Annotated in this window: 20 protein-coding genes and 1 pseudogene; 10 read left to right on the forward strand and 11 right to left on the reverse strand. The window is 68.1% G+C overall.

Annotated features, from left to right (window positions below; all coding sequences use genetic code 11):
• Window positions 1–494 (reverse strand): zinc ribbon domain-containing protein (locus ABEA07_RS02650; protein ID WP_345535708.1); only part of this gene is annotated, 494 nt, incomplete at its 3' end.
• 245 nt (window positions 495–739) lie between these two features.
• On the opposite strand from ABEA07_RS02650, the gene ABEA07_RS02655 reads away from it, so the two are divergent.
• Entirely contained in the window at window positions 740–1309 is a 570-nt protein-coding gene (locus ABEA07_RS02655; RefSeq protein WP_345535709.1) for a type 1 glutamine amidotransferase domain-containing protein, read from the forward strand.
• Window positions 1310–1340: 31 nt separating this feature from the next.
• Here the strand turns inward: ABEA07_RS02655 and ABEA07_RS02660 are convergent, their stop codons facing one another.
• The 7 genes from ABEA07_RS02660 to ABEA07_RS02690 form a co-directional block, all read right to left on the reverse strand.
• A complete protein-coding gene (locus ABEA07_RS02660; protein ID WP_345535751.1) occupies window positions 1341–2588 on the reverse strand; it encodes a phenylacetate--CoA ligase family protein in 1248 nt (415 codons plus the stop codon).
• 11 nt (window positions 2589–2599) lie between these two features.
• Window positions 2600–3412, reverse strand: coding sequence for an ABC transporter ATP-binding protein (locus ABEA07_RS02665; RefSeq protein WP_345535710.1), 813 nt, complete (start codon window positions 3410–3412; stop codon window positions 2600–2602).
• A 153-nt stretch (window positions 3413–3565) separates the two neighbouring features.
• Window positions 3566–4882 carry an ABC transporter substrate-binding protein gene (locus ABEA07_RS02670; protein WP_345535711.1) on the reverse strand — a complete coding sequence of 439 codons (1317 nt, stop codon included), beginning with the start codon at window positions 4880–4882 and terminating at the stop codon, window positions 3566–3568.
• 43 nt (window positions 4883–4925) lie between these two features.
• Complete coding sequence (locus ABEA07_RS02675) at window positions 4926–5990, reverse strand: branched-chain amino acid ABC transporter permease (RefSeq protein ID WP_345535712.1); 1065 nt, start codon at window positions 5988–5990, stop codon at window positions 4926–4928.
• Window positions 5991–6003: 13 nt separating this feature from the next.
• Entirely contained in the window at window positions 6004–6933 is a 930-nt protein-coding gene (locus tag ABEA07_RS02680) for a branched-chain amino acid ABC transporter permease (protein WP_345535714.1), read from the reverse strand.
• Between the two features lie 92 nt (window positions 6934–7025).
• Window positions 7026–7841, reverse strand: coding sequence for an ABC transporter ATP-binding protein (locus ABEA07_RS02685; protein ID WP_345535752.1), 816 nt, complete (start codon window positions 7839–7841; stop codon window positions 7026–7028).
• Between the two features lie 26 nt (window positions 7842–7867).
• Window positions 7868–9826 carry an AMP-dependent synthetase/ligase gene (locus ABEA07_RS02690; RefSeq protein WP_345535715.1) on the reverse strand — a complete coding sequence of 653 codons (1959 nt, stop codon included), beginning with the start codon at window positions 9824–9826 and terminating at the stop codon, window positions 7868–7870.
• Between the two features lie 84 nt (window positions 9827–9910).
• On the opposite strand from ABEA07_RS02690, the gene ABEA07_RS02695 reads away from it, so the two are divergent.
• Complete coding sequence (locus ABEA07_RS02695; RefSeq protein WP_345535717.1) at window positions 9911–10651, forward strand: Crp/Fnr family transcriptional regulator; 741 nt, start codon at window positions 9911–9913, stop codon at window positions 10649–10651.
• Between the two features lie 119 nt (window positions 10652–10770).
• Window positions 10771–11913 carry a hypothetical protein gene (locus ABEA07_RS02700; protein ID WP_345535718.1) on the forward strand — a complete coding sequence of 381 codons (1143 nt, stop codon included), beginning with the start codon at window positions 10771–10773 and terminating at the stop codon, window positions 11911–11913.
• A gap of 14 nt (window positions 11914–11927) precedes the next feature.
• Here ABEA07_RS02700 and ABEA07_RS02705 read toward each other — a convergent pair whose 3' ends face one another.
• Window positions 11928–12515 carry an SOS response-associated peptidase family protein gene (locus tag ABEA07_RS02705; protein WP_345535719.1) on the reverse strand — a complete coding sequence of 196 codons (588 nt, stop codon included), beginning with the start codon at window positions 12513–12515 and terminating at the stop codon, window positions 11928–11930.
• Window positions 12516–12679: 164 nt separating this feature from the next.
• Between ABEA07_RS02705 and ABEA07_RS02710 the strand changes: the two genes are divergently transcribed.
• From ABEA07_RS02710 to ABEA07_RS28620, 3 genes and pseudogenes are all read left to right on the forward strand, one after another.
• Entirely contained in the window at window positions 12680–13444 is a 765-nt protein-coding gene (locus ABEA07_RS02710; RefSeq protein WP_345535721.1) for an SDR family NAD(P)-dependent oxidoreductase, read from the forward strand.
• 71 nt (window positions 13445–13515) lie between these two features.
• Window positions 13516–14211 carry a DUF433 domain-containing protein gene (locus tag ABEA07_RS02715; protein ID WP_345535723.1) on the forward strand — a complete coding sequence of 232 codons (696 nt, stop codon included), beginning with the start codon at window positions 13516–13518 and terminating at the stop codon, window positions 14209–14211.
• A gap of 44 nt (window positions 14212–14255) precedes the next feature.
• Window positions 14256–14408: pseudogene (locus ABEA07_RS28620) on the forward strand (PIN-like domain-containing protein); the annotation flags it as partial.
• A 117-nt stretch (window positions 14409–14525) separates the two neighbouring features.
• On the opposite strand, the gene ABEA07_RS02725 reads toward ABEA07_RS28620, so the two are convergent.
• Window positions 14526–15488, reverse strand: a complete 963-nt coding sequence (locus ABEA07_RS02725) for a Bug family tripartite tricarboxylate transporter substrate binding protein (protein ID WP_345535725.1) — start codon at window positions 15486–15488, stop codon at window positions 14526–14528.
• 240 nt (window positions 15489–15728) lie between these two features.
• Complete coding sequence (locus tag ABEA07_RS02730; protein ID WP_345535727.1) at window positions 15729–15935, reverse strand: hypothetical protein; 207 nt, start codon at window positions 15933–15935, stop codon at window positions 15729–15731.
• Between the two features lie 364 nt (window positions 15936–16299).
• Between ABEA07_RS02730 and ABEA07_RS02735 the strand changes: the two genes are divergently transcribed.
• The 4 genes from ABEA07_RS02735 to kdpC all read left to right on the forward strand — a co-directional run bounded on the left by ABEA07_RS02735 (window position 16300) and on the right by kdpC (window position 21056).
• A complete protein-coding gene (locus ABEA07_RS02735; protein WP_345535728.1) occupies window positions 16300–16398 on the forward strand; it encodes a potassium-transporting ATPase subunit F in 99 nt (32 codons plus the stop codon).
• The gene (kdpA, locus tag ABEA07_RS02740) at window positions 16398–18200 is read left to right on the forward strand and encodes a potassium-transporting ATPase subunit KdpA (RefSeq protein WP_345535729.1); all 1803 of its coding nucleotides are present in this window, start codon (window positions 16398–16400) and stop codon (window positions 18198–18200) included. Before ABEA07_RS02735 ends, kdpA begins: the two co-directional genes overlap by 1 nt.
• Window positions 18201–18295: 95 nt before the next feature.
• Entirely contained in the window at window positions 18296–20473 is a 2178-nt protein-coding gene (gene kdpB, locus ABEA07_RS02745; protein ID WP_345535753.1) for a potassium-transporting ATPase subunit KdpB, read from the forward strand.
• A gap of 10 nt (window positions 20474–20483) precedes the next feature.
• Window positions 20484–21056, forward strand: a complete 573-nt coding sequence (gene kdpC / locus ABEA07_RS02750) for a potassium-transporting ATPase subunit KdpC (protein WP_345535731.1) — start codon at window positions 20484–20486, stop codon at window positions 21054–21056.
• Window positions 21057–21078: the final 22 nt, after the last annotated feature.

A 21078-nucleotide genomic window follows, 5' to 3' on the forward strand; every position in this document is an offset into this window, starting at 1 on the left:
GCCGCCGCGGTGGGCGCCTTCGCGGGCGCGGGCGCGGCGGCGCGTGCCGGCGCAGGCGCCGGGGCGGGCGTCGACGGCGCCCGTGCCGGGCTCGCGCCGGGCGCGACCATCGCGGTCTGCGCGCGGTCCTCGTCGGCGGCCGGCTTCCGCTCCCCGGTCGCCTGGGCGGAGCTGGGCTCGCGCACGACGGGCGGCGTCGCCACGCCACGCGTCACATACAGGTACCACCCGATGAAGGCCAGGCCCATGGCCACGCCGACCAACCCCAGGCGCCACCAGAAGGCCGGCGTTTCCGCCGGCAGCAGTGCGAGCGGATCGTCCCGCCGCCAGGCCCGGCCGCCGCCCGCGGGCGCCAGTGGCGCCCGCGTGGACAGCGCGGCGTCGAGGGCCGACGGCCCCGTGGGCGCGAAGCCGGGCAGCCGCTGGGCGCAGCCGATGCAAAACTTCGCGTTCTCACGGTTCTTGCTGCCGCAAGCCCCACACACGACGGACATGGCCTGATTCCTCCGAGGACGTTCGAGACATACACAAACAAACGTTCTCACTCTCCATAGGAACCCGCGCGTGTCTGTCAGCCATCTCCTACGGCTGAATACGGAAGCGGACGCGTCGGCGCTCGCGAATGGCGCCTTTCTGCCGCGGGACAGCCCCCGTCTTGTCCGACACGCAGAGCCGCCCCCTGCCGATGTGGCTGCCTGCATGCTGGCTTAGCTTGGGGACTTCGAACAAAGGAGTACCGATGACCCACCCCAAGCAGCAGCGTCAACTCGAGGGCATGCGAATCGCCATCCTCGTGACGGATGGTTTCGAGCAGTCGGAGATGACCGAGCCGCGCAAGGCGCTCGACGCCGCCGGCGCCGACACCAGCCTGGTGTCGCCGAAGAAGGGCCAGGTGCGCGGCTGGAAGCACCACAACCCCGCCGACCGTTTCGAGGTCGACGTGCCGCTGCAACAGGCCGCGGCGCATGAATACGACGCGCTGGTGCTGCCGGGCGGCGTGGTGAATCCGGACGCGCTGCGCATCGACGAGCAGGCCGTGACTTTCGTGCGCGACTTCGTCAAGGCCGGCAAGCCGATCGCGGCCATCTGCCACGGACCGTGGACGCTGATCGAGGCGGAGGCGGTCAAGGGGCGCACGATGACCTCGTGGCCTTCGCTGAAGACCGACCTGACGAATGCGGGCGCCCACTGGATCGACCGGGAGGTGGTCGCCGACGGCCCGCTGATCACGAGCCGCCGGCCCGATGACCTGCCGGCCTTCAACCGCGTGCTGATCGAGACGCTGCTGAAGCTGCACGCGCACGCCTGAGTGCCTGGCCGGGTCGCGCGGCCGCAATGCCTCAGCGGTAGCTGCGCGCGTCCTCGATCACCTTGCCGTCGTTGGGCAGGCTACCCGGCGCGACCAGTTCGACGTCGCCGCGCAGCTTGGTCAGTTCTCGCACGGCCTCGGCCACGCGCTCGGCCAGTCCCTCGGGCTGCGCGCTGCATTCGAGCTTGAGCGTCATCCGGTCCTCGCCCATCTCGCCTGCGACCACCAGGCGGGCACGCTGGGCTTCGGGAAAGCGCTTGACGATGCCGGCCACTTGCCCCGGGTGCACGAACATGCCGCGCACCTTGGTGGTCTGGTCGGCGCGGCCCAGCCAGCCCTTGATGCGGGTGTGGGTCCGGCCCGTGGGGCAGCGGCCCGGGAGCACGGCCGAGAGGTCGCCGGTGCCGAAGCGGATCAGCGGGTAGTCGGGGTTGAGCGTGGTGACCACGACCTCGCCGACCTCGCCCTCGGGCACCGGGTCGCCGGTGCCGGGGCGCACGATCTCGACGATCATGCTTTCGTCGAGCACCAGGCCTTCTCGCGCAGAGGTTTCGTAGGCGATCAGGCCCAGGTCGGCGGTGGCGTAGCACTGCGTCGCGGTGACGCCGCGCTCGCCGATCCAGTCCCGCAGGCTGGGCGGGCAGGCCTCGCCCGAGACCAGGGCCTTGGTGAGCGAGGGCAGGGCGACGTTCCGCTCGGCCGCCTTCTCCAGGATGATCTTCAGGAAGCTCGGCGTGCCGGCGTAGCCCGCGGGCCGGAGGTCGGCGATGGCGTCGATCTGCTGCTCGGTCTGGCCCGTGCCGCCGGCGAACACCGTGCAGCCCAGGGCCCGTGCGCCGCTTTCCATGATCGCGCCGGCCGGCGTCATGTGGTAGCTGAAGCAGTTGTGCACCAGCTCCCCGCTGCGAAAGCCCGCCGCGTGCAGCGCGCGTGCGGTGCGCCAGTAGTCGCGTGCCTCGCCCTCGGGTTCGTAGATGGTGCCGGGGCTGGCGAACACGCGCAGCATGCGCGGGCCGAAGCGGATCGCCGAGAAGCCGCCGAAGGGATCGCTCGCGCGTCCGGCCTGCTGCAAGGCCAGCAGCTCCGACTTGCGCGTCACGGGCAGCCGGGCCAGCGCCTCGCGGCTGGTGATGTCGGCGGGCTTCACGCCGTCGAGGATCTTCGCGAAGGCGGGCGCCGCGGTCTGCGCCTGGGCGATCTGCTTGGGCAACGCGCCCATCAGGTCGCGCTCGCGTTCCTCGGGGTCGCGTATTTCGAGGGCGTCGTAGTAGTCGTTCATAAGCGTCGTCGTCACGCCAACCACCTCTTGCGGCGCTTGTAGCTTTTGACATCGCGGAAGCTCTTGCGGTCCGCGCCTCCGACGCCCAGGTAGAACTCCTTGACGTCCTCGTTCTCGCGCAGGCTCTGCGCTTCGCCGTCCATCACGATGCGCCCGTTCTCCAGGATGTAGCCGTAGTCGGCGTAGCGCAGCGCCATGTTGGTGTTCTGCTCGGCCAGCAGGAAGGTGACCTTCTCCTTCTCGTTCAGGTCCTTCACGATGCCGAACACTTCGTCCACGATCTGCGGCGCCAGGCCCATGGAGGGCTCGTCGAGCAGCACCATGCTGGGGTTGGCCATCAGCGCGCGGCCGATGGCGCACATCTGCTGTTCGCCGCCGGAGGTGTAGGCGGCCTGCGAGGCGCGCCGCGTCTTCAGGCGCGGGAAGTAGGTATAGACCTTCTCCAGCGTCTGCATCACCGCGGCCTTGCCGTCGGTGCGGGTGTAGGCGCCGGTCATCAGGTTGTCCTCGATGGTGAGGTGGGCGAAGCAGTGCCGGCCCTCCATCACCTGGATCAGCCCGCGCTTGACCAGCTCGGCCGGCGACAGCGCCTCGATGCGCTCGCCGCGCAGTTCGATGCTGCCCTTGGTCACCGCGCCGCGCTCGCCGGCCAGCAGGTTGGACACCGCGCGCAGCGTGGTGGTCTTGCCCGCGCCGTTGCCGCCGAGCAGCGCCACGATGCCGCCCTCGGGCACCGAGAGCGAGACGCCCTTGAGCACGAGGATCACGTGGTTGTAGATGACCTCGATGCCGTTCACATCGAGGAGGGTTTTGGACGTGCTCATGTTTGCGGGTTCAACGTTGGCATCCCTTGAATCGCGTCGCGAAGCCGACGCACCTTCGGGAGACACCGCGGAACCGGCTTTGCCGGGCCGCTGGTGTCGCCCCCGGAAGGGGGTTGGCGAAGCGACACGCAGTGCGCGAAGCCTGGGGGAGAACTAAGCCTGGCAATCAGAGGCGTCGCGCTTCGGGAGCTTCTTCTCGGTGGCGTACTTGTCGCCGGCCTGCTTCACCATCGGCTTGATGATCTGCTCGTCGGCCTGGTACCAGTCGCTCATGTTCCCCCACTTGCTGCCATCCCAGGTGTGCACGCGTGCCCAGGTCGAGCCCATGTGGTCCTGGCACGATGTGCTGATCGGCCGCAGCACGCCCGAGAAGCCCAGCGCATCCAGCTTCTTCTGGTCGAGCGCGAGGTTCTCCAGGCCCCAGCGCACCTGCTCGCCGGTCATGACCTTGCCCTTGCCGAAGCGCTCCTGCGCGCGGCGCACGGCTTCCACGCCCAGCATCTGGATGATCAGGCCGCGGGTGTAGAGCACGGAGCCGACCTCCTCGCGCGGGCCGGTGCCCTGGCCGCCGTCGTGCACGACCTTCAGGATGTCCTGGATCACCTTGGGCTGCGTGCCCGAGGGGTTGAGCGCCAGCGCGTTGTAGCCCTTGGCCGAGGCGCCCACGTCCTTCACGTCGGGCTCGGCGCCGGCCCACCACACGCCGTACATCTTCTCGCGCGGGTAGCCGGTGGCCACGGCTTCCTTGAGCGCGGTGGAGTTCATCACGCCCCAGCCCCAGAGCAGCACATAGTCGGGCCGCGATTGCCGCACCTGCAGCCAGGCCGACTTCTGCTCGATGCCGGGCGCGGCCACCGGGATCAGGCCCAGTTCGAAGCCGTTCATCTTGGCGCGCTCCTGCAGCAGCGGGATCGGCTCCTTGCCGAAGGGCGAGTCGTGGTAGACCAGCGTGATCTTCTTGCCCTTGAGCTTGTCGGCGCCGCCTTCCTTTTTGGCGATGTGCTGGATCAGGATGTCGGCCGCGGTCCAGTAGCTGCCCATGAGCGGGAAGTTCCACTTGAACACGCTGCCGTCCTGCGAGGCCGAGAGGCCGTAGCCCAGGGTGATGAGCGGGATCTTGTCGGTGGGCGCCTTGTCGGTCAGCGCGAAAGTGATGCCCGTGGCCTGCGGGTCGATCAGGGTCGCGCCCCGACCCTTCAGACGCTCGTAGCACTCCACGCCCTTGTCGGTGGCGTAGCCGGTCTCGCACTCTTCGTACGAGATCTTCACCCCGTTGATGCCGCCGGTCGCGTTGATCAGCTTGATGTAGTCCTGCTTGCCGTTGGCCCAGGGCGTGCCGTTGGGCGCATACGGGCCGGTGCGGTAGACCAGCAGCGGGAAGAACTGCTCCTTGGCCTGCGCGAAAGCGGGCGCGGTGCCGGCCAGCGCCGAAACGGCGGCGACGGCGAGTGCGAGTGATTTCAACTTCATGCTTGTCTCCTTTGTTGAAGTGCCAGGTGAATTCGATGCGGGATCAATGAGGGAAGGGCCAGAGGCGCAGCTTTTCCTTGGCCGTGGACCACAGGCGCGCCAAGCCATGCGGCTCGACGATCAGGAAGAACACGATCAGCGCGCCGAAGATCATGAACTCGAGGTGCGATGCCAGGGCGGTGGAGATCGACAGGCCGAACCAGCCCGGGATCTGGTTGAGCAGGATCGGCAGCAGCACGATGAAGGCCGCGCCGAAGAAGCTGCCCATGATCGAGCCCAGCCCCCCGATGATCACCATGAAGAGCAGCTGGAAGGACCGGTCGATGTTGAAGGCCGCCGGCTCCCAGGTGCTCAGGTGCACGAAGCCCCACAGCGCACCCGCCACGCCGACGATGAAGGAGCTGACCGCGAAGGCGGTGAGCTTGGCGTAGACCGGGCGGATGCCGATCACCGCGGCCGCCACGTCCATGTCGCGCATCGCCATCCACTCGCGGCCGATCGCGCTGCGCACCAGGTTCTTGGCCAGCATCGCGAAGAGCACCAGCAGCGCCAGGCACAGCAGGTACTTCTGCACCGCGGTCTCCACCGGCAGCCCGAACAGGTTCAGACCCGCCACGCTGACCGAGCCCGAGGCCGAGTTGTTGGTGAGCCAGTTGATGCGCAGGAAGGCCCAGTCCACGAAGAACTGCGCCGCCAGCGTGGCCACCGCCAGGTACAGGCCCTTGATGCGCAGGCTGGGAATGCCGAAGAGCACGCCCACCACCGTGGCGCACAGACCGCCCAGCAGCAGCGAGGCCAGCAGCGGCATGCCGTCGATGCGCACGTGGAAGTTGTAGGCCGCGTAGGCACCCACCGCCATGAACGCGCCGGTGCCCAGCGAGATCTGGCCGCAGTAGCCCACCAGGATGTTCAGGCCCAGCGCGGCGAGCGAGAGGATCAGGAAGGGGATCAGGATCGCGCGGAACAGGTAGTCCGAGGCGAACAGCGGCACCACGGCGAAGGCGAACACCAGCAGCGCCAGGATGAAGACCCGGTCCTGCAGGATCGGAAAGACCTGCTGGTCGGCGCGGTAGGTGGATTTGAACTGGCCGTTTTCTCTGTAGAGCATGATGGTTCGGACTTCAAACCCGGTCGATGATTTTTTCGCCGAAGAGGCCCTGCGGGCGGACCAGCAGGAAGACGAGGGCCAGCACGTAGGCGAACCAGATCTCGATGCCGCCGCCCAGCATCGGGCCGAGGTAGATCTCCGAGAGCTTCTCGCCCACGCCGATCAGCAGGCCGCCGATGATGGCGCCGGGCACCGAGGTCAGGCCGCCCAGGATCACCACCGGCAGCGCCTTCAGCGCCACCAGCGAGAGCGAGAACTGCACGCCCAGCTTGGAGCCCCAGATGATCCCGGCCACCAGCGCCGCGAAGCCGGCCACGGACCACACGATCACCCAGATGCGGTTGAGCGGAATGCCGATGGACTGCGCGGCCTGGTGGTCGTCGGCCACCGCGCGCAGGGCGCGGCCGGTGGCCGTCTTCTGGAAGAACAGCGCCAGCACCGCCACCAGCGCGGCCGCGACGCCGGCGGCGATCAGGTCCTCCTGGCTCAGCAGCAGGCCGCCCTGGAAGGTGCCTTCCAGTACCATCAGCGGCTCCTTGGGCATGCCGACGTCGATCTTGTAGATGTCGTTGCCGAACAGGGTCTGGCCCAGGCCGTCGAGGAAGTAGGCGATGCCCAGCGTGGCCATCAGCAGCGTGATGCCTTCCTGGTTGACCAGCTTGCTGAGTGCGAGGCGTTCGATCATCCACGCGACCACGACCATGATCGCCATGGCGACGACGAAGGCCAGCACGTTCGCGAGGATGCGGCTCTCGAAGCCGAGCCACTGCGGCAGCCATTCCGCGAAGCGCGCCATCGCCAGCGCCGCGAACAGCACCATCGCGCCCTGCGCGAAGTTGAAGACGCCGGAGGCCTTGTAGATCAGCACGAAGCCGATGGCGATCAGCGAGTACAGCATGCCGACCATGAGGCCGCCGAAGAGGGTTTCGAGAAAAAAGCCCATGTCAAGCCTCCCGCCGGGCCGCCCCAAGGGAGGCTTGCGCCCCCTCGGGGGGCAGCGAATACACGAAGTGATGCGCGTGGGGGGTGTTCATTTCAGTGTTCCGTGCCGAGGTACGCGCGGATCACGTCCTCGTTGTTGCGCACCTCGTCCGGCGTGCCGTCGCCGATCTTCTTGCCGTAGTCGAGCACGACCACGCGGTCCGAGATGTCCATCACCACGCCCATGTCGTGCTCGATCAGCACGATGGTGGTGCCGAACTCGTCGTTCACGTCGAGGATGAAGCGGCTCATGTCCTGCTTCTCTTCCACGTTCATGCCGGCCATGGGCTCGTCCAGCAGCAGCACCTGCGGCTCCATGGCCAGCGCGCGGCCCAGGTCGACGCGCTTCTGCAGGCCGTAGGGCAGGCGGCCCACCGGCGTCTTGCGGTGCAGCTGGATCTCGAGGAAGTCGATGATCCGCTCCACGAACTCCCGGTGCGCCAGCTCTTCGCGCTCGGCCGGGCCCCAGCGAAAGGCTTGCGCGAGCAGGCCGCTTTTCATCTTGAGGTTGCGGCCCGTCATGATGTTGTCGAGCACGCTCATGCCCTTGAAGAGCGCCAGGTTCTGGAAGGTGCGCGCCACGCCCATCTCGGCCACCTGGCGCGAGTTCATGTGCTTGAAATGCTGGCCGCGGAAGGTGATGGAGCCCTGCTGCGGCTGGTACACGCCGTTGATGCAGTTGAGCATGGAGCTCTTGCCCGCGCCGTTCGGTCCGATGATGGCGCGCACCTCGTGCTCGCGCACGTCGAAGCTGATGTCCGTCAGCGCCTTCACGCCGCCGAAGGACAGCGAGATGTTCTGCACGTCCAGGATCACGTCGCCGATGCGGCGGCCGCGGCCGCTCGCGGCGGCGGTGGCGGTCTCGAGCATGGCTGCCTCGGTGAAGTTCTGTGCGTTCATGCGGCGGCTTTCATCGGCGGGAAGCGCCTGGCCTCGACGATCTTCAGCGTGGCGCTGACCACGCCCGTGCGACCGTCCTCGAACTTGACCTGGGTCTCGACGTACTGCTCCGTCTTGCCGCCGTAGAGGGCGTCGACCAGCACGCGGTACTTGTCGGCGATGAAGCCGCGCCGCACCTTGCGCGTGCGGGTCAGCTCGTCGTCGTCCGGGTCCAGCTCCTTGTGCAGCACCAGGAAGCGGGCGATCTGTGTGTCGCCCATGCCTTCCTCGGCGGCGAGGTCGGCGTTGACCTTGGCCACGCACTCGGCCACCAGCTCGAGCACCTCGGGCTTGCCGGCCAGGTCCACGTAGCCGCCGTAGGGCAGGCCGCGGCGCTCGGCCCAGTTGCCCACCGCCTCGTAGTCGATGTTGATGGCCGCGCAGACCTCTTGGCGGCCGTTGCCGAAGCACACCGCCTCCTTGATCTGGGGAAAGAACTTGAGCTTGTTCTCGATGTAATTGGGCGCGAACATCGCGCCGCCCGAGAGCTTGCCCACGTCCTTGGCGCGGTCGATGATGCGCAGGTGCCCCTCGGCGTCGATCACGCCGGCGTCGCCGGTGTGGAAGTAGCCCTCGGCATCGAGCACCTCGGCGGTGGCGTCGGGCCGCTTGTAGTACTCCTTGAGCACCGACACGCCGCGCACCAGCACCTCGCCGTCGGGCGCGATGCGCAGCTCGATGCCGGGCGCCGCGCTGCCCACGGTCTGCAGCTTGACCTTGCCGTCCTGCTGCAGGCAGACGTAGGCGCAGGTCTCGGTCTGGCCGTAGAACTGCTTGAGGTTGACGCCGATCGAGCGGTAGAAGCGGAACAGGTCCGGCCCGATCGCCGCGCCCGCGGTGTAGGCCACGCGGATGCGGCTCATGCCCAGCACGTTGCGCAGCGGGCCGTAGATCACGAGGTCGCCGAGCTTGTAGAGCAGGCGGTCCGCGAGGCCCACCTTCTGCCCGTTGAGGATGTCCGCGCCCACGCGCTGCGCCAGGGCCATGAACTTCGCGTACAGCCAGCGCTTGGGCGCGGCCGCGTCTTCCATGCGGATCGACACCGCGGTCAGCAGGCCCTCGAAGGTGCGTGGCGGACCGAAGTAGTAGCTGGGCCCGATCTCGCGCATGTCGTTCATCACGGTGGCGGCGGACTCGGGGCAGTTGAGGGTGAAGCCGCCGACCAGCCACTGCGCCACCGAGAACAGGTGGTCGCCGACCCACGCCATGGGCAGGTAGCTCATGATGTTGTCGCCGGGGCCGAGCTTGTCGGTCTCCACGCCGCCGCGGCCGGCGGCGATGAAGCTGGCATGCGTCTGGCACACGCCCTTGGGGCGGCCGGTGGTGCCCGAGGTGTAGAGGATCACCGCCACGTCGCCGGGTTCGACGCCATTCATGCTCTGGTCGAAGAAGCCGGGCTGCGCCGCATCGAAGGCGCGGCCCAGCTCGCGCAGGCGCTCGTAGCCGATCAGGCCCGGCTGGTCGTAGTGGCGCAGTCCGCGCGGGTCGTCGTAGACGATGTGGCCCAGGCCCTGCTTGCCCTGCGCCGTCAGCAGTTCGCGGCACTCGAGCAGCTTGTCCACCTGCTCCTGGTCTTCCGCGATCACGAAGTCGATGGCGGCGTCTTCCAGCATGAAGACCATCTCGCCCGCCACCGCGTCCTGGTACAGCGGCACCGGCACGCCGCGCAGGCTCTGCGCCGCGACCACGGCCATGTACAGGTGCGGCCGGTTGGCACCGACGATCGCGAGGTTGTGGCCGGGCTGGAAGCCCAGGCTGGCCAGGCCGCAGGCGATCTCGCGCACCTCGCGGGCCACGGCCGACCAGGTCCAGGTCTGCCAGATGCCGAGGTCCTTCTCGCGCACGGCCGGCGCGTCGGGCTGGCGCTGCGCATGGGCCTGCAGCAGGCGGGGAAAAGTGTTGGCGTTGCTTTGCACGATGGGCGGACTGTAGAACCGCGCTTGTCGCCAGCTTGTCGTTTCAACGACAATCCTAGGGACACTACTCCCCGGAGTTTCCCGATGATTTCCGGCGCGCCCGGTGGTGCTTCTTCGCTGCGCGACCGCGCGCGGCCGGCCACGGCCGAGGAGCTGGCCAACATTCCATGGATGCACATCCTCACGCCGCCCGAGCGTCGGCGGGCGGAGGCCGCGGTGGTGGTCGGCGATGCCGAGCCCGGCGACCTGGTCTGCCGCATCGGGCGCCCGCCCACCTATTGGTTCGGCGTGGTCGAAGGCCTGCTCAAGATGAGCAACGACAACGCCGACGGCACCTCCATGACCTACAGCGGCCTGCCGCCGGGCGGCTGGTTCGGCGAGGGCACGGCGCTCAAGCGCGAGCCCTACCGCTACAACATCCAGGCCCTGCGCCGCAGCGTGGTCGCGGGCCTGCCGGTGGACGATTTCCACTGGCTGCTGGATCACTCGATCGGTTTCAACCGCTTCGTGATGAACCAGCTCAACGAGCGGCTGGGCCAGTTCATCGCGGCGCGCGAGGCGGACCGCCTCAACGACCCCGACGCGCGGGTGGCGCGCAACCTGGCGGCGCTGTTCAATCCGGTGCTGTTTCCGGGCGTGGGGGAATTGCTGCGCATCACGCAGCAGGAGCTGGCTTACCTGATCGGGCTGTCCCGACAGCGCGTCAACGAGGCCTTGCGGACGCTCCAGGCGCAGGGCGCGATCCGCGTGGAGTACGGCGGCCTGCGGGTGCTCGACCTGGCGGCCTTGCGGGCGGGCGGCATGGCGGCAGGGCGGAGCGCTTGAGGACTCGGCGCACCAGCGCGGATTGCGCAAGACCATGACTTTTGCCGCAGGAGCCTGGGAACGGGACCTCGAGCGCAAGTCACCCAGGATGGTGTTCACTCATTTCATGAGGAAAGACCATGCGGCCCGTCCAGACGAACAGCAACCTGCTCATGGGTGCGCGCGACCGCTCATCCGAGGTCGAGGAAAAATCAAACGCCGAGTCTTTGGCCACTGAAGGCGACCTGGGCACGCCGGCGGCTCGAGAGGCGGTTGCCAAGCTCTACCAGGAGCTTTTGCCGGGCGAACGGATTTCGCGCTCGCAGTTTCTCGATCTGACGGCGGGCGATCGAGTCATCAAGCACGTCGATCTGAAGACGATGATTGGCTTGATTCTTGGTGCATGGGCATTGCAGCAGTCGAATTCCATCCTCGCGACGAATCACAAATCAAGCGCTGCCTTTGACTACAGCCATGCCCGATCCCTGATGGTTGATTTCGAAGACACTGTGGGGCCGGAGGATGGCGAGTCAGACATCATGCGCGCAGCGAAGCTGGTGTCCTTCGCACAAGCAGGTGTTTGCGGTCGCCACGCAGACCGCAACTTCGTCCTGATCGGGTCCATGCTGCACCGGCTGTTCGACGAACAGCCCGGCCTTCGCGACTACTTGCCGCATGTGGAGCGGATGGTCGACAGTACGGCAGGCGCGCGGCTGGGGGGGGCGCCGACCGACGACCATGCCTACGTTCGAATCGGCAACTCGATCATCGTGGACAGCTGGGTGCTTTTTCCCATGGTGCACCTTGAATCGGAAGGCAAGTACGAGCCCGACGAGACCCACGAGGGGAAAGCGTTCTATGACGTCGCCGTGGACAAGCACCAGATTCCGAACGACGTCGAGGAAAAGTTGAATGCGGTCTCCCGCAAATCCAATCGGCCCCAACCCGAGCTGAGCGAGCAGGACTATCGCGGTCGTGAACATTGGGTCACGCTCGTCGGCACCCCGATCCGGACTTGGCAGGTCGTGCAGTCGCGGCGGGACGATGCGCCGGCTGCCGTGTACGTCTGCGGAGATCTTCAGTTCGATCCAGACCTGATGGACGCTTCAGGGCTGGCGCTTCGCAAGACGTGGCATGAGAAGGCTGCAGCGGCACTGGACGTCGGCCAACGCTCGCCCATTCGAGGCCTGAGTCCCCTGCGAAGGCCTGAACCCGAGAAGCTCCCTTCAAGTCACACCGCATCGGTTCCCGGTGGCGCGAATCCGGAGCCGAGCGCGGTCTAGAAGTCCCCTGGCGCTCAGCAGGCAGGCTGGCGTTCGGGCAGAGGAATGCCCGGGTCACGCACGATCGTGCGGCGCACCAGCTTGTCCAGCGCGTAGGGGCGCAGGTAGGCGGCGGTTTCCTCGACGGGGCAGTGCAGCCAGTCGTCCACCCAGGCCTCGCGCAGGAAGACGACGCGGCGCTGGGCCGGTGCTTCGACCGCGGGCAGCGTGAGCAGCGCGAAGCTCTCGACGCATTCGCCATCGGGCGCGCGCCAGCCGTTCCACAGGCCGGCCATCGCGAGCGGCTGGCCGTCGGCACGGGTGACGCGGACGATCGTGTCTTCGCTGTCGGCGCGCCGATACAGCGCGTCGGCCAGGACCACGCAGCGGTGGCCGCGCTTCCAGGGCTGGTAGAAATTGCGCTCGCTCGCGGCCGTCTCGCCGCGGGCCTCGAAGGTGCCACGGACCTCGCGCTCCTTGGAGAACAGCGGGATCAGGCCCCAGCGGCCCTGCGCCGCCTCGAAGCGCGCGCCGACCGCCGCAGCTTCGCGGTCGCCGCGCGGGCGGCGGATGAAGGTGCCCTGGGCGCCGGGCCGGACCATCGGCGCTTGTTGCTGCGGCATCGAAATCCCGAAGCCCGCGAGATAGTGACTCGCGTCTCGTGTGGGCTCGTATTGAATGGGCATCGGGGGAAATGTAAAAAGCCGCTGCGCGCTTCGTCAATGCGTGGATAGGATGCGGAATGCACGACATGTCCTTGTCGATGCAGCTTTTCACGAGAACACGCATGAACTCAAAGCAACTGACGATTATTACCGGTGCCTCCCGCGGCCTGGGCCGCGCCATGGCCGAGCAATTGCTGTCCCTTCCAGGGCAGCGGCTGCTGTGCATCTCGCGCCGCGGAGATGAGCAGCTCGCCGCCAAGGCCCGCGCGTCCGGTGCCGTGCTGGAGCAATGGCAGCAGGACCTGGCCGATCCGGTGCCTGCGGCCCAGCGCCTGGCGGAGTGGCTGCGCGGCCTCGACGGTCAGGCCTACGGCAGCGCCACGCTGATCAACAACGCCGGCACCGTCGGGCGCACACGCCCGCTGGCCCAGGCGGCCGTGGACGAGTTGTCGCAGGCCCTGCGCGTCGGCCTGGAGGCGCCGCTGCTGCTGACTTCGGCCTTCCTCGGCGCGACGCAGGCTTGGGGCGGCGTGCGCAAGGTGCTCAACATTTCCTCCGGCCTGGGCCGCAATGCGATGGCGAGCCAGGCGCCGTACTGCGCCGCCAAGGCCGGCATGGACCACTTCTCCCGCGCGGTGGCGCTGGAGGAGGAAGCCTTGGGAACCGGCGCGAAGATCGTCTCGCTCGCGCCCGGCGTGATCGACACCGACATGCAGGTGCAGCTGCGCGGGGCCGAGGCGGACATGTTCCCGGACCGCGGGCGCTTCGAGCGCATGAAAGACCAGGGGCAGCTCGACAGCCCGGAATCGGCGGCGGCCAAGGTGCTGGCTTACCTGGCCCGCGCGGACTTCGGCAGCAAGCCGGTTGCCGACGTGCGGGACACTTGAATGCGCGCCACAGAAATGGCGCCCCTGCCCACAGCGATCGACCGGAAGGAGCGGCTAGACTCGGGATCCAAATGGCGCAATCTTCCCTGCTGGACACTGGCATCTACTCGCTCGGACAAGCCGCTCGGCTGATCCGCGCCGAGCCGCGTGCTGTGCGACGTTGGATGTGCGGCTACAAGCGCAAGCACGGCGAGGGGCATCGGCACTCCGCGCCCCTGTGGAAGACGCAACTCGAAGACGCCGGCTTCGAGCAAGCGGCAGTCGGCTTCCGAGACCTGATGGAACTGCGGCTTGTGCGCGCCTTCACGGAAGCGGGCGTCAGCCTGCATGTGATCAAGGCGACGATCGAGGCGGCGCGCGACACCTTACACACCGACTACCCGCTGACCTCGCGGCGCTTTCTGACCGATGGCCGCAAGATCTTCGAGTCGGCCATCAACGAGGCGACGGGCGACGAAACCCTTACTGACGTGCGCGCCAGGCAGATTGTGTTCACGCACGTGATCAAGCCGTCGCTATACGCCGGCATCGAGTATGACGGCAACGTCGCGCGTATGTGGTTCCCGCCAGAAAGCAAGGGCATCGCCCTCGACCCGTCGCGCCAGTTCGGCACGCCGATCGTGGTCGACGCAGGCGTGCCGACCGACACGCTGTATGAAGCCTACCTTGCCGAAGGAAAGGACCGCAGAGCCGTCGCGCGCCAGTTCGACATCGATCCGAAGCATGTTGCTGCTGCCGTCCGTTACGAGGAGCGGCTACGGGCCTGAAGTTCTTCTTCGACGCGAACATGTCGCCGCACCTGGCTCGCGGCATGAAGGCGCTTTCCGAAGGTGGCACTGATGGCGTCGACGACGTGGTCCATCTTTTCGACCGTTTCAACCGCAACGCGAAGGACGTCGACTGGATCACCGAGTTGTCGAAGACCGGCCGCTGGTGCATCGTGTCGATCGACCGCTTCAAGAAGCACCACCGGGCTGAGACCGAGGCGCTGCGCCGTGGCGGGCACTTGGTCTTCGTGTTGGAGCCGCAGTGGAGCGGGCAGCCCTATTGGGCAAAGGCGGCGCAGGCACCGATGCCGGCGCTATTCGATGGTTGCGCCGGAAGCCTTGACGATGTCCTTCCACTTCAAGTAGTCGGTCTTCAGCAGCGTGCCGAACTGCTCGGGCGTCATGCTCTGCGGCTCGGCGCCTTGCGCGATGATCGCGGCCTTCATCTCGGGCGTGGCCAGGAGCTTGTTCACCTCGGCGTTCACCGTGGTGATGATCTCCTTGGGCGTGCCCGCCGGCGCGAAGAGGCCGTACCAGGTGCTCACGTCGAAGTCCTTGTAGCCCAGTTCGCCCACGGTCGGGATCTCCGGCACCGAGCTGCTGCGCCTGGCCGAGGTCACGGCCAGCGCGCGCAGCTTGCCGGCCTTGATCTGGCCCATGGCCGAGGGCAGGGAGGACACCATCAGGTCCACGTTGCCGGCCAGCACGTCCATCATCGCGGGGTTCGAGCCCTTGTAGGGCACGTGGCGCATCTTGATCTTGGCCGCGCTGTTGAAGATCTCGCCGGCCAGGTGGATCGTGGTGCCATTGCCGGGCGAGCCGTAGGTCACGGTGTCGGGCGCGGCGCGCGCGGCATCGACCACGTCCTTCAGCGTCTTGAACTTCGACTCGGTGCGCGTGACGATCACCACCGGCGTGTAGGCGACGTGGGCGATGGCGGCGAAGTCCTTGGTCGGCTCGTAGCTGAGGTTCTTGTAGAGCCAGGGCGCCACGACCATGTTGTCCTTCTGGCCCATCACGATGTCGTAGCCGGTGGGCGTGGCGCGTGCCGCTTCGGCGATGCCGATGGTGCCGCCCGCGCCCGCGCGGTTGTCGGGCACCACCGTCCACTTGCTGACCTCGGTGAGCTTGGTCGCGACCAGCCGCGACAGGATGTCGGTGCCGCCGCCGGGCGGGAAGGGCACGATCAGGCGGACGGGCTTGGCGGGGTAGGGCTGGGCCTGCACGGCGACGGCGGCCAGTGCCAGGACCGAGGTGGTCAGCAGCTTGCGGATCATGGGGTGTCTCTCTGGATTTCTCGCGCAGCCGGAGGCTGCGCGGTGTGGGCGGGGAGTGTGCCGCAATCGGGCCCGCCGAGAGTACACGAATCGCGATGGCGGCCTTGCCGAGGGGCGATGCGCCGATGCCGGAATGCGGCCCGGTGCCGCTCTGCCGCGAAGCCAGGGCGCCGCCCTGCGCCCTTTCGAAAGGTGGTGAAGCGGTAGAGACAGGTGGAGGCGGGCGCCGCCTCCACGGATTCAATGCATCGTCGCCGCCCCGCCGCGCTCGTCATGCCGGCGCTGCAGCGCCGCGATGCCCGCCATCATGGCCGCACCGTAAGTCGGCATGGGGCCCGGGGCGGCGTCGATGGGACGGCAGTCGTTGCCGTCCTGCTTCTGAAGAACCCAATAGAAATGACCGGCGATGGGCTCGTCCACGACCAGTGCGATGGCTTCGGTATCCATGTGAATCCTCGTCTTTCGATCCTTGCATGGTTTGTACGCAGCCTCGGAACGGACGGGTAGCGAGGAATTCACGGACGGCCGGCGCCGGTGCCGGACAGCGGCCACAAAGGCGCGACGAGCGTGCAAATGCGCACGGTGAAGGCGGCGGGGTGGCGCCTTTACGCTTTCTTTACGGCCGCGCCCCGACTCTGTTCCCCATCTTTACGCAGGCCTCGCGAGACTGCCTGCCTGTGCATCGCATGCCGTGCATGCAGGAGTGACTGATGGATGTCGTATGGATCGCCGCCATCGCGGTGTTGTGGATCGTCATGGCCGGGGCCGTGCTCGGGCTGGTGAAGCTCGGTGCGCCGAAGGGAGAGCGCAAGTGATCGGCCTCGATGCGCTCTATGGGTTCGCGGGCCTGCTGGCCGTGGTCCTGTTCGCCTACCTGGTGTTCGCACTGATCTGTGCCGAGGAATTCTGATGACCACTTCCGCCTGGACCCTGCTGGGCCTGTACCTGGTCGTGCTGCTGCTACTGGCCTGGCCCACGGGCCGCTGGCTCGCCTCCCTGTGCGAAGGCCGGCTGCCGCGCTGGATGCGGCGCGCCGAGACGCCCCTCTTTCGCGTGGCCGGCGTCGATGCGGAGCGCGCCATGCACTGGCGCAGCTATGCCCTCGCCCTGCTGGCCTTCAACGCCATCGGCGCGCTCGCCGTCTACGGCCTCCAGCGGCTGCAGCACCTGCTGCCGCTCAACCCCGCCGGCATGGGCGCGGTGTCGCCCGACTCGGCCTTCAACACGGCCGTGAGCTTCGCCACCAACACCAACTGGCAGGGCTATGCCGGCGAGTCGACGATGAGCTACCTGACGCAGATGCTCGGCCTGACGGTGCAGAACTTCCTCTCGGCCGCCACCGGCATCGCGGTCGCCTTCGCGCTGGCGCGCGGCTTCGCGGCACGCAATACGGACGGGCGCGGCTTCGTGGGCAACTTCTGGGTGGACATCACGCGCATCACCGCCTGGCTGCTGGTGCCGCTGTCCTTCGTGATCGCGCTGGTGCTGGTGGGGCAGGGCGTGATCCAGAACTTCGATCCCTCCAGGACGGTGGCGACGATCGAGGCGACCGCCTACCAGAGCCCCAGGCTCGACGCCGCCGGCCAGCCGTTGAAGGATGCGTCCGGCCACGCGCTGACGGAAGACGCGCGCACCACCACCCAGACGCTCGCCATGGGCCCGGTCGCCTCGCAGGAGGCGATCAAGATGCTGGGCACCAACGGCGGCGGCTTCTTCAACGCCAATTCGGCGCATCCCTACGAGAACCCCACGGCCCTCTCGAACTTCGTGCAGATGCTGGCCATCTTCCTGATCCCGGCCGGGCTGTGCTTTGCCTTCGGCCGCGTGGTCGGCGACCTGCGGCAGGGCATCGCGATTCTGGCCGCGATGACCGTGATGTTCGTGCTCGCGGTGGTGGCGGTGATTCCGGCCGAGCAGGCCGGCAACCCGCTGCTGCCACCGCTGGGCGTGGACCAGGCCGCCAGCGCCACCCAGGCCGGCGGCAACATGGAAGGCAAGGACGTGCGCTTCGGCATCGGCGCCACCGCGCTGTTCGCCGCGGTCACCACGGCCGCCTCGTGCGGCGCGGTGATCGGCATGCACGACTCCTTCACGCCGCTGGGCGGCATGGTGCCGATGGTGCTGATGCAGCTGGGCGAAGTGGTGTTCGGCGGCGTCGGCACCGGCCTGTACGGCATGCTGATCTTCGCGGTGCTCGCGGTCTTCATCGCGGGGCTGATGATCGGCCGCACGCCCGAGTACCTGGGCAAGAAGATCGAAGTCCACGAAATGAAGCTGACCTCGATCGCGATCCTGATCACGCCGATCCTGGTGCTGGCCGGCACCGCCGTCGCCGTGATCGCCGACGCGGGCCAGGCCGGCATCGCCAACCCCGGTGCCCATGGCTTTTCCGAGATCCTGTATGCCTTCACCTCGGCCGGCAACAACAATGGCAGCGCCTTCGCCGGGTTGTCGGCCAACTCGCCTTTCTACAACGCCCTGCTCGGCGTGGCGATGTGGTTCGGCCGCTTCGGCGTGATCGTGCCGGTGCTCGCCATCGCGGGCTCGCTGGCCGCGAAGAAGCGCCTGCCGGTCACGGCCGGCACCATGCCCACGCACGGCCCGCTGTTCGTGGTGCTGCTGATCGGCACGGTGCTGCTGGTCGGCCTGCTCAACTACGTGCCGGCGCTGGCCCTGGGCCCGATCGTCGAGCACCTGATCCTGAGAAAGTGAGGCCTGAGGCCATGAAGAAGAATCCCTCCGCCTTTGCGGTGCCGGGCGAACCCGCGCCACAGGCCGAAGCCGCCGTCACGGCGGAGGCCAAGGCCATGGCCCGGAAGAAAAAGCAGCTGGGGCTGTTCGACGTGCAGCTGGTGCGGCCCGCGCTGTGGGCCTGCGTCGCCAAGCTGGACCCGCGCGTACAGTGGCGCAACCCGGTGATGTTCATCGTCTACATCGGCAGCATCCTGACCACGCTGCTGTGGGTGCATGCGCTGAGCTTCCCGGGCGACACCGGCATGAAGCCGGGCTTCGTGCTCGCGATCGCCGTCTGGCTGTGGTTCACCGTGCTCTTCGCCAACTTCGCCGAGGCGCTGGCCGAAGGGCGCAGCAAGGCACAGGCGGCGTCGCTGCGCGGCCTGCGCAAGGACACCTGGGCGAAGAAACTGGTGGAGCCGTATCGCGGCGGCAAGTCTTTCGCCGCCGGGCCGCCCCAAGGCGAAAGAGCCCCCTCGGGGGGCAGCGCAGCCCACGCAGCGGCAAGCGTGGGGGCTTGGTTGCCCCAGCGGGCGCCCGAGCTGCGCCGCGGCGACGTGGTGCTGGTGGAAGCGCATGACGTGATCCCGCTGGACGGCGAGGTCATCGAGGGCGTGGCCTCGGTGGACGAGAGTGCCATCACCGGCGAATCGGCACCCGTGGTGCGCGAGTCGGGCGGCGATTTCTCGGCCGTCACCGGCGGCACGCGCGTGTTGTCCGACTGGCTGGTGGTGCGCATCACCGTCAACCCGGGCGAATCCTTCCTCGACCGCATGATCGGGATGGTCGAGGCCGCCAAGCGCCAGAAGACGCCAAACGAGATCGCGCTGACCATCCTGCTGGTGGCGCTGACACTGGTGTTCCTGATGGTCACCGTCACGCTGCTGCCGTATTCCATCTTCAGCGTCGGTGCGATGAAGTCCGGCACGGTGGTGTCGCTCACGGCGCTGGTGGCGCTGCTGGTGTGCCTGATCCCGACCACCATCGGCGGCCTGCTGTCGGCCGTGGGTGTGGCCGGCATGAGCCGCATGATGCAGGCCAACGTGATCGCCACCTCGGGCCGTGCGGTGGAGGCGGCCGGCGACGTGGACGTGCTGCTGCTGGACAAGACCGGCACCATCACCCTCGGCAACCGCCAGGCCAGCGCCTTCCTGGCGGCGCCCGGCGTGCAGCAGCAGCGGCTGGCGCGTATCGCCCTCCTGGCCTCGCTGCCCGACGAGACGCCCGAGGGCCGCAGCATCGTCGATCTGGCGCGCCGCGGCGGGGTCGACGACAAGCGCGTCGACGGCGCGAGTTTCGTGCCTTTCACCGCCCAGACGCGCATGAGCGGTGTCGACCTGCCCGCAGAGCCCGGCAGCCTGGACGGCCAACCCCTGCAACTGCGCAAGGGGGCGGTCGACGCGGTGCGCCGGCACGTGGAGGCGCAGGGCGGCGTGCTGCCGCCCGAGCTGAACCGTGCGGCCGATGAAGTCGCGCGCCGCGGCAGCACGCCCCTGGCGGTGGCCGAGGGCAACCGGGTGCTCGGCATCGTCGAGCTCAAGGACATCGTCAAGCCCGACATCCGGGAGCGCTTCGCCGAGCTGCGCAACATGGGCATCCGCACGGTGATGATCACCGGAGACAACCGCCTCACCGCGGCCGCCATCGCAGCCGAGGCCGGCGTGGACGACTTCCTGGCCGAGGCCACGCCGGAGGACAAGCTGGCGCTGATCCGCAAGTACCAGTCCGAAGGCCGGCTGGTCGCCATGACCGGCGACGGCACCAACGATGCGCCCGCGCTCGCGCAGGCCGACGTGGCCGTGGCCATGGGCAGCGGCACGCAGGCGGCCAAGGAGGCCGGCAACATGGTCGACCTGGACTCCAACCCGACCAAGCTGCTGGAAGTGGTGGAGACGGGCAAGGCGCTCCTGATGACGCGCGGCTCGCTCACCACCTTCTCGATCGCCAACGACGTGGCGAAGTACTTCGCCATCATCCCGGCGATCTTCGTCTCGACCTACCCGCAACTGTCGGCGCTCAACGTGATGCGCCTGGCCAGCCCTTCGTCGGCCATTCTGTCGGCGGTGATCTTCAATGCGCTGGTCATCGTCTTCCTGATTCCGCTCGCGCTGAAGGGTGTGCGCTATCGCCCCGTCGGTGCGGCCGTGCTGCTGCGCCGGAACCTCGCGATCTACGGCTTGGGAGGCCTGCTCGTGCCCTTCGTCGGCATCAAGCTGATCGACTGGCTGCTGGTCGCCATCCACCTCGTCTGAAGAAATCGCCATGACCAAGACCCTCCGTCCCGCCCTCGTGCTCTTCGTGCTGCTGAGCGCGCTGACCGGGCTGCTCTATCCCCTGGCCGTGACCGGCGCCGCGCAGGCGCTGTTCCCCGCGCAGGCCGAAGGCAGCCTCGTGATGCGCGGCGGCAAGCCGATCGGCTCCGCGCTGATCGGCCAGAACTTCAGCGACCCCGGACACTTCTGGGGCCGACCCTCGGCCACCGCGCCCATGGCTTACAACGCCAGCGCGTCGGGCGGCTCCAACCAGGGCCCGCTCAACCCGGCGCTGACCGAATCGGTCAAGGGCCGCATCGAGGCACTGCGCGCGGCCGATCCCGGCAACGACAGACCGGTGCCGGTCGACCTGGTCACCGCGTCGGCCAGCGGGCTGGACCCGCACATCAGCCCCGCCGCGGCCCAGTACCAGGCCGCGCGCGTGGCCCGGGTGCGCAAGCTCGCGCCCGAGCGCGTGGCGCAGCTGGTCGCGGACCACACAGAGACCCCGCTGTGGGGCCTGCTCGGCGAGCCGCGCGTGAACGTGCTGGCGCTCAACCTGGCGCTGGACGCCGCCCGCTGAGCGGGCGTTCGATGCGCTACCC

It is taken from the genome of Variovorax defluvii (assembly GCF_039541515.1).
Taxonomy (GTDB): Bacteria; Pseudomonadota; Gammaproteobacteria; order Burkholderiales; family Burkholderiaceae_C; genus Variovorax; species Variovorax defluvii.

Bases quoted from the DNA above. Each gene is read 5' to 3' on its own strand.
- ABEA07_RS02670 (WP_345535711.1), bottom strand. From the start codon at position 4,882: ATGAAGTTGAAATCACTCGCACTCGCCGTCGCCGCCGTTTCGGCGCTG.
- ABEA07_RS02700 (WP_345535718.1), top strand. From the start codon at position 10,771: ATGCGGCCCGTCCAGACGAACAGCAACCTGCTCATGGGTGCGCGCGAC.
- ABEA07_RS02675 (WP_345535712.1), bottom strand. From the start codon at position 5,990: ATGCTCTACAGAGAAAACGGCCAGTTCAAATCCACCTACCGCGCCGAC.
- kdpC (WP_345535731.1), top strand. From the start codon at position 20,484: ATGACCAAGACCCTCCGTCCCGCCCTCGTGCTCTTCGTGCTGCTGAGC.
- ABEA07_RS02660 (WP_345535751.1), bottom strand. From the start codon at position 2,588: ATGAACGACTACTACGACGCCCTCGAAATACGCGACCCCGAGGAACGC.
- ABEA07_RS02685 (WP_345535752.1), bottom strand. From the start codon at position 7,841: ATGCTCGAGACCGCCACCGCCGCCGCGAGCGGCCGCGGCCGCCGCATC.
- ABEA07_RS02730 (WP_345535727.1), bottom strand. From the start codon at position 15,935: ATGGATACCGAAGCCATCGCACTGGTCGTGGACGAGCCCATCGCCGGT.
- ABEA07_RS02715 (WP_345535723.1), top strand. From the start codon at position 13,516: ATGGCGCAATCTTCCCTGCTGGACACTGGCATCTACTCGCTCGGACAA.
- kdpB (WP_345535753.1), top strand. From the start codon at position 18,296: ATGGCCCGGAAGAAAAAGCAGCTGGGGCTGTTCGACGTGCAGCTGGTG.
- ABEA07_RS02695 (WP_345535717.1), top strand. From the start codon at position 9,911: ATGATTTCCGGCGCGCCCGGTGGTGCTTCTTCGCTGCGCGACCGCGCG.
- kdpA (WP_345535729.1), top strand. From the start codon at position 16,398: ATGACCACTTCCGCCTGGACCCTGCTGGGCCTGTACCTGGTCGTGCTG.
- ABEA07_RS02710 (WP_345535721.1), top strand. From the start codon at position 12,680: ATGAACTCAAAGCAACTGACGATTATTACCGGTGCCTCCCGCGGCCTG.
- ABEA07_RS02665 (WP_345535710.1), bottom strand. From the start codon at position 3,412: ATGAGCACGTCCAAAACCCTCCTCGATGTGAACGGCATCGAGGTCATC.
- ABEA07_RS02725 (WP_345535725.1), bottom strand. From the start codon at position 15,488: ATGATCCGCAAGCTGCTGACCACCTCGGTCCTGGCACTGGCCGCCGTC.
- ABEA07_RS02680 (WP_345535714.1), bottom strand. From the start codon at position 6,933: ATGGGCTTTTTTCTCGAAACCCTCTTCGGCGGCCTCATGGTCGGCATG.
- ABEA07_RS02705 (WP_345535719.1), bottom strand. From the start codon at position 12,515: ATGCCGCAGCAACAAGCGCCGATGGTCCGGCCCGGCGCCCAGGGCACC.
- ABEA07_RS02655 (WP_345535709.1), top strand. From the start codon at position 740: ATGACCCACCCCAAGCAGCAGCGTCAACTCGAGGGCATGCGAATCGCC.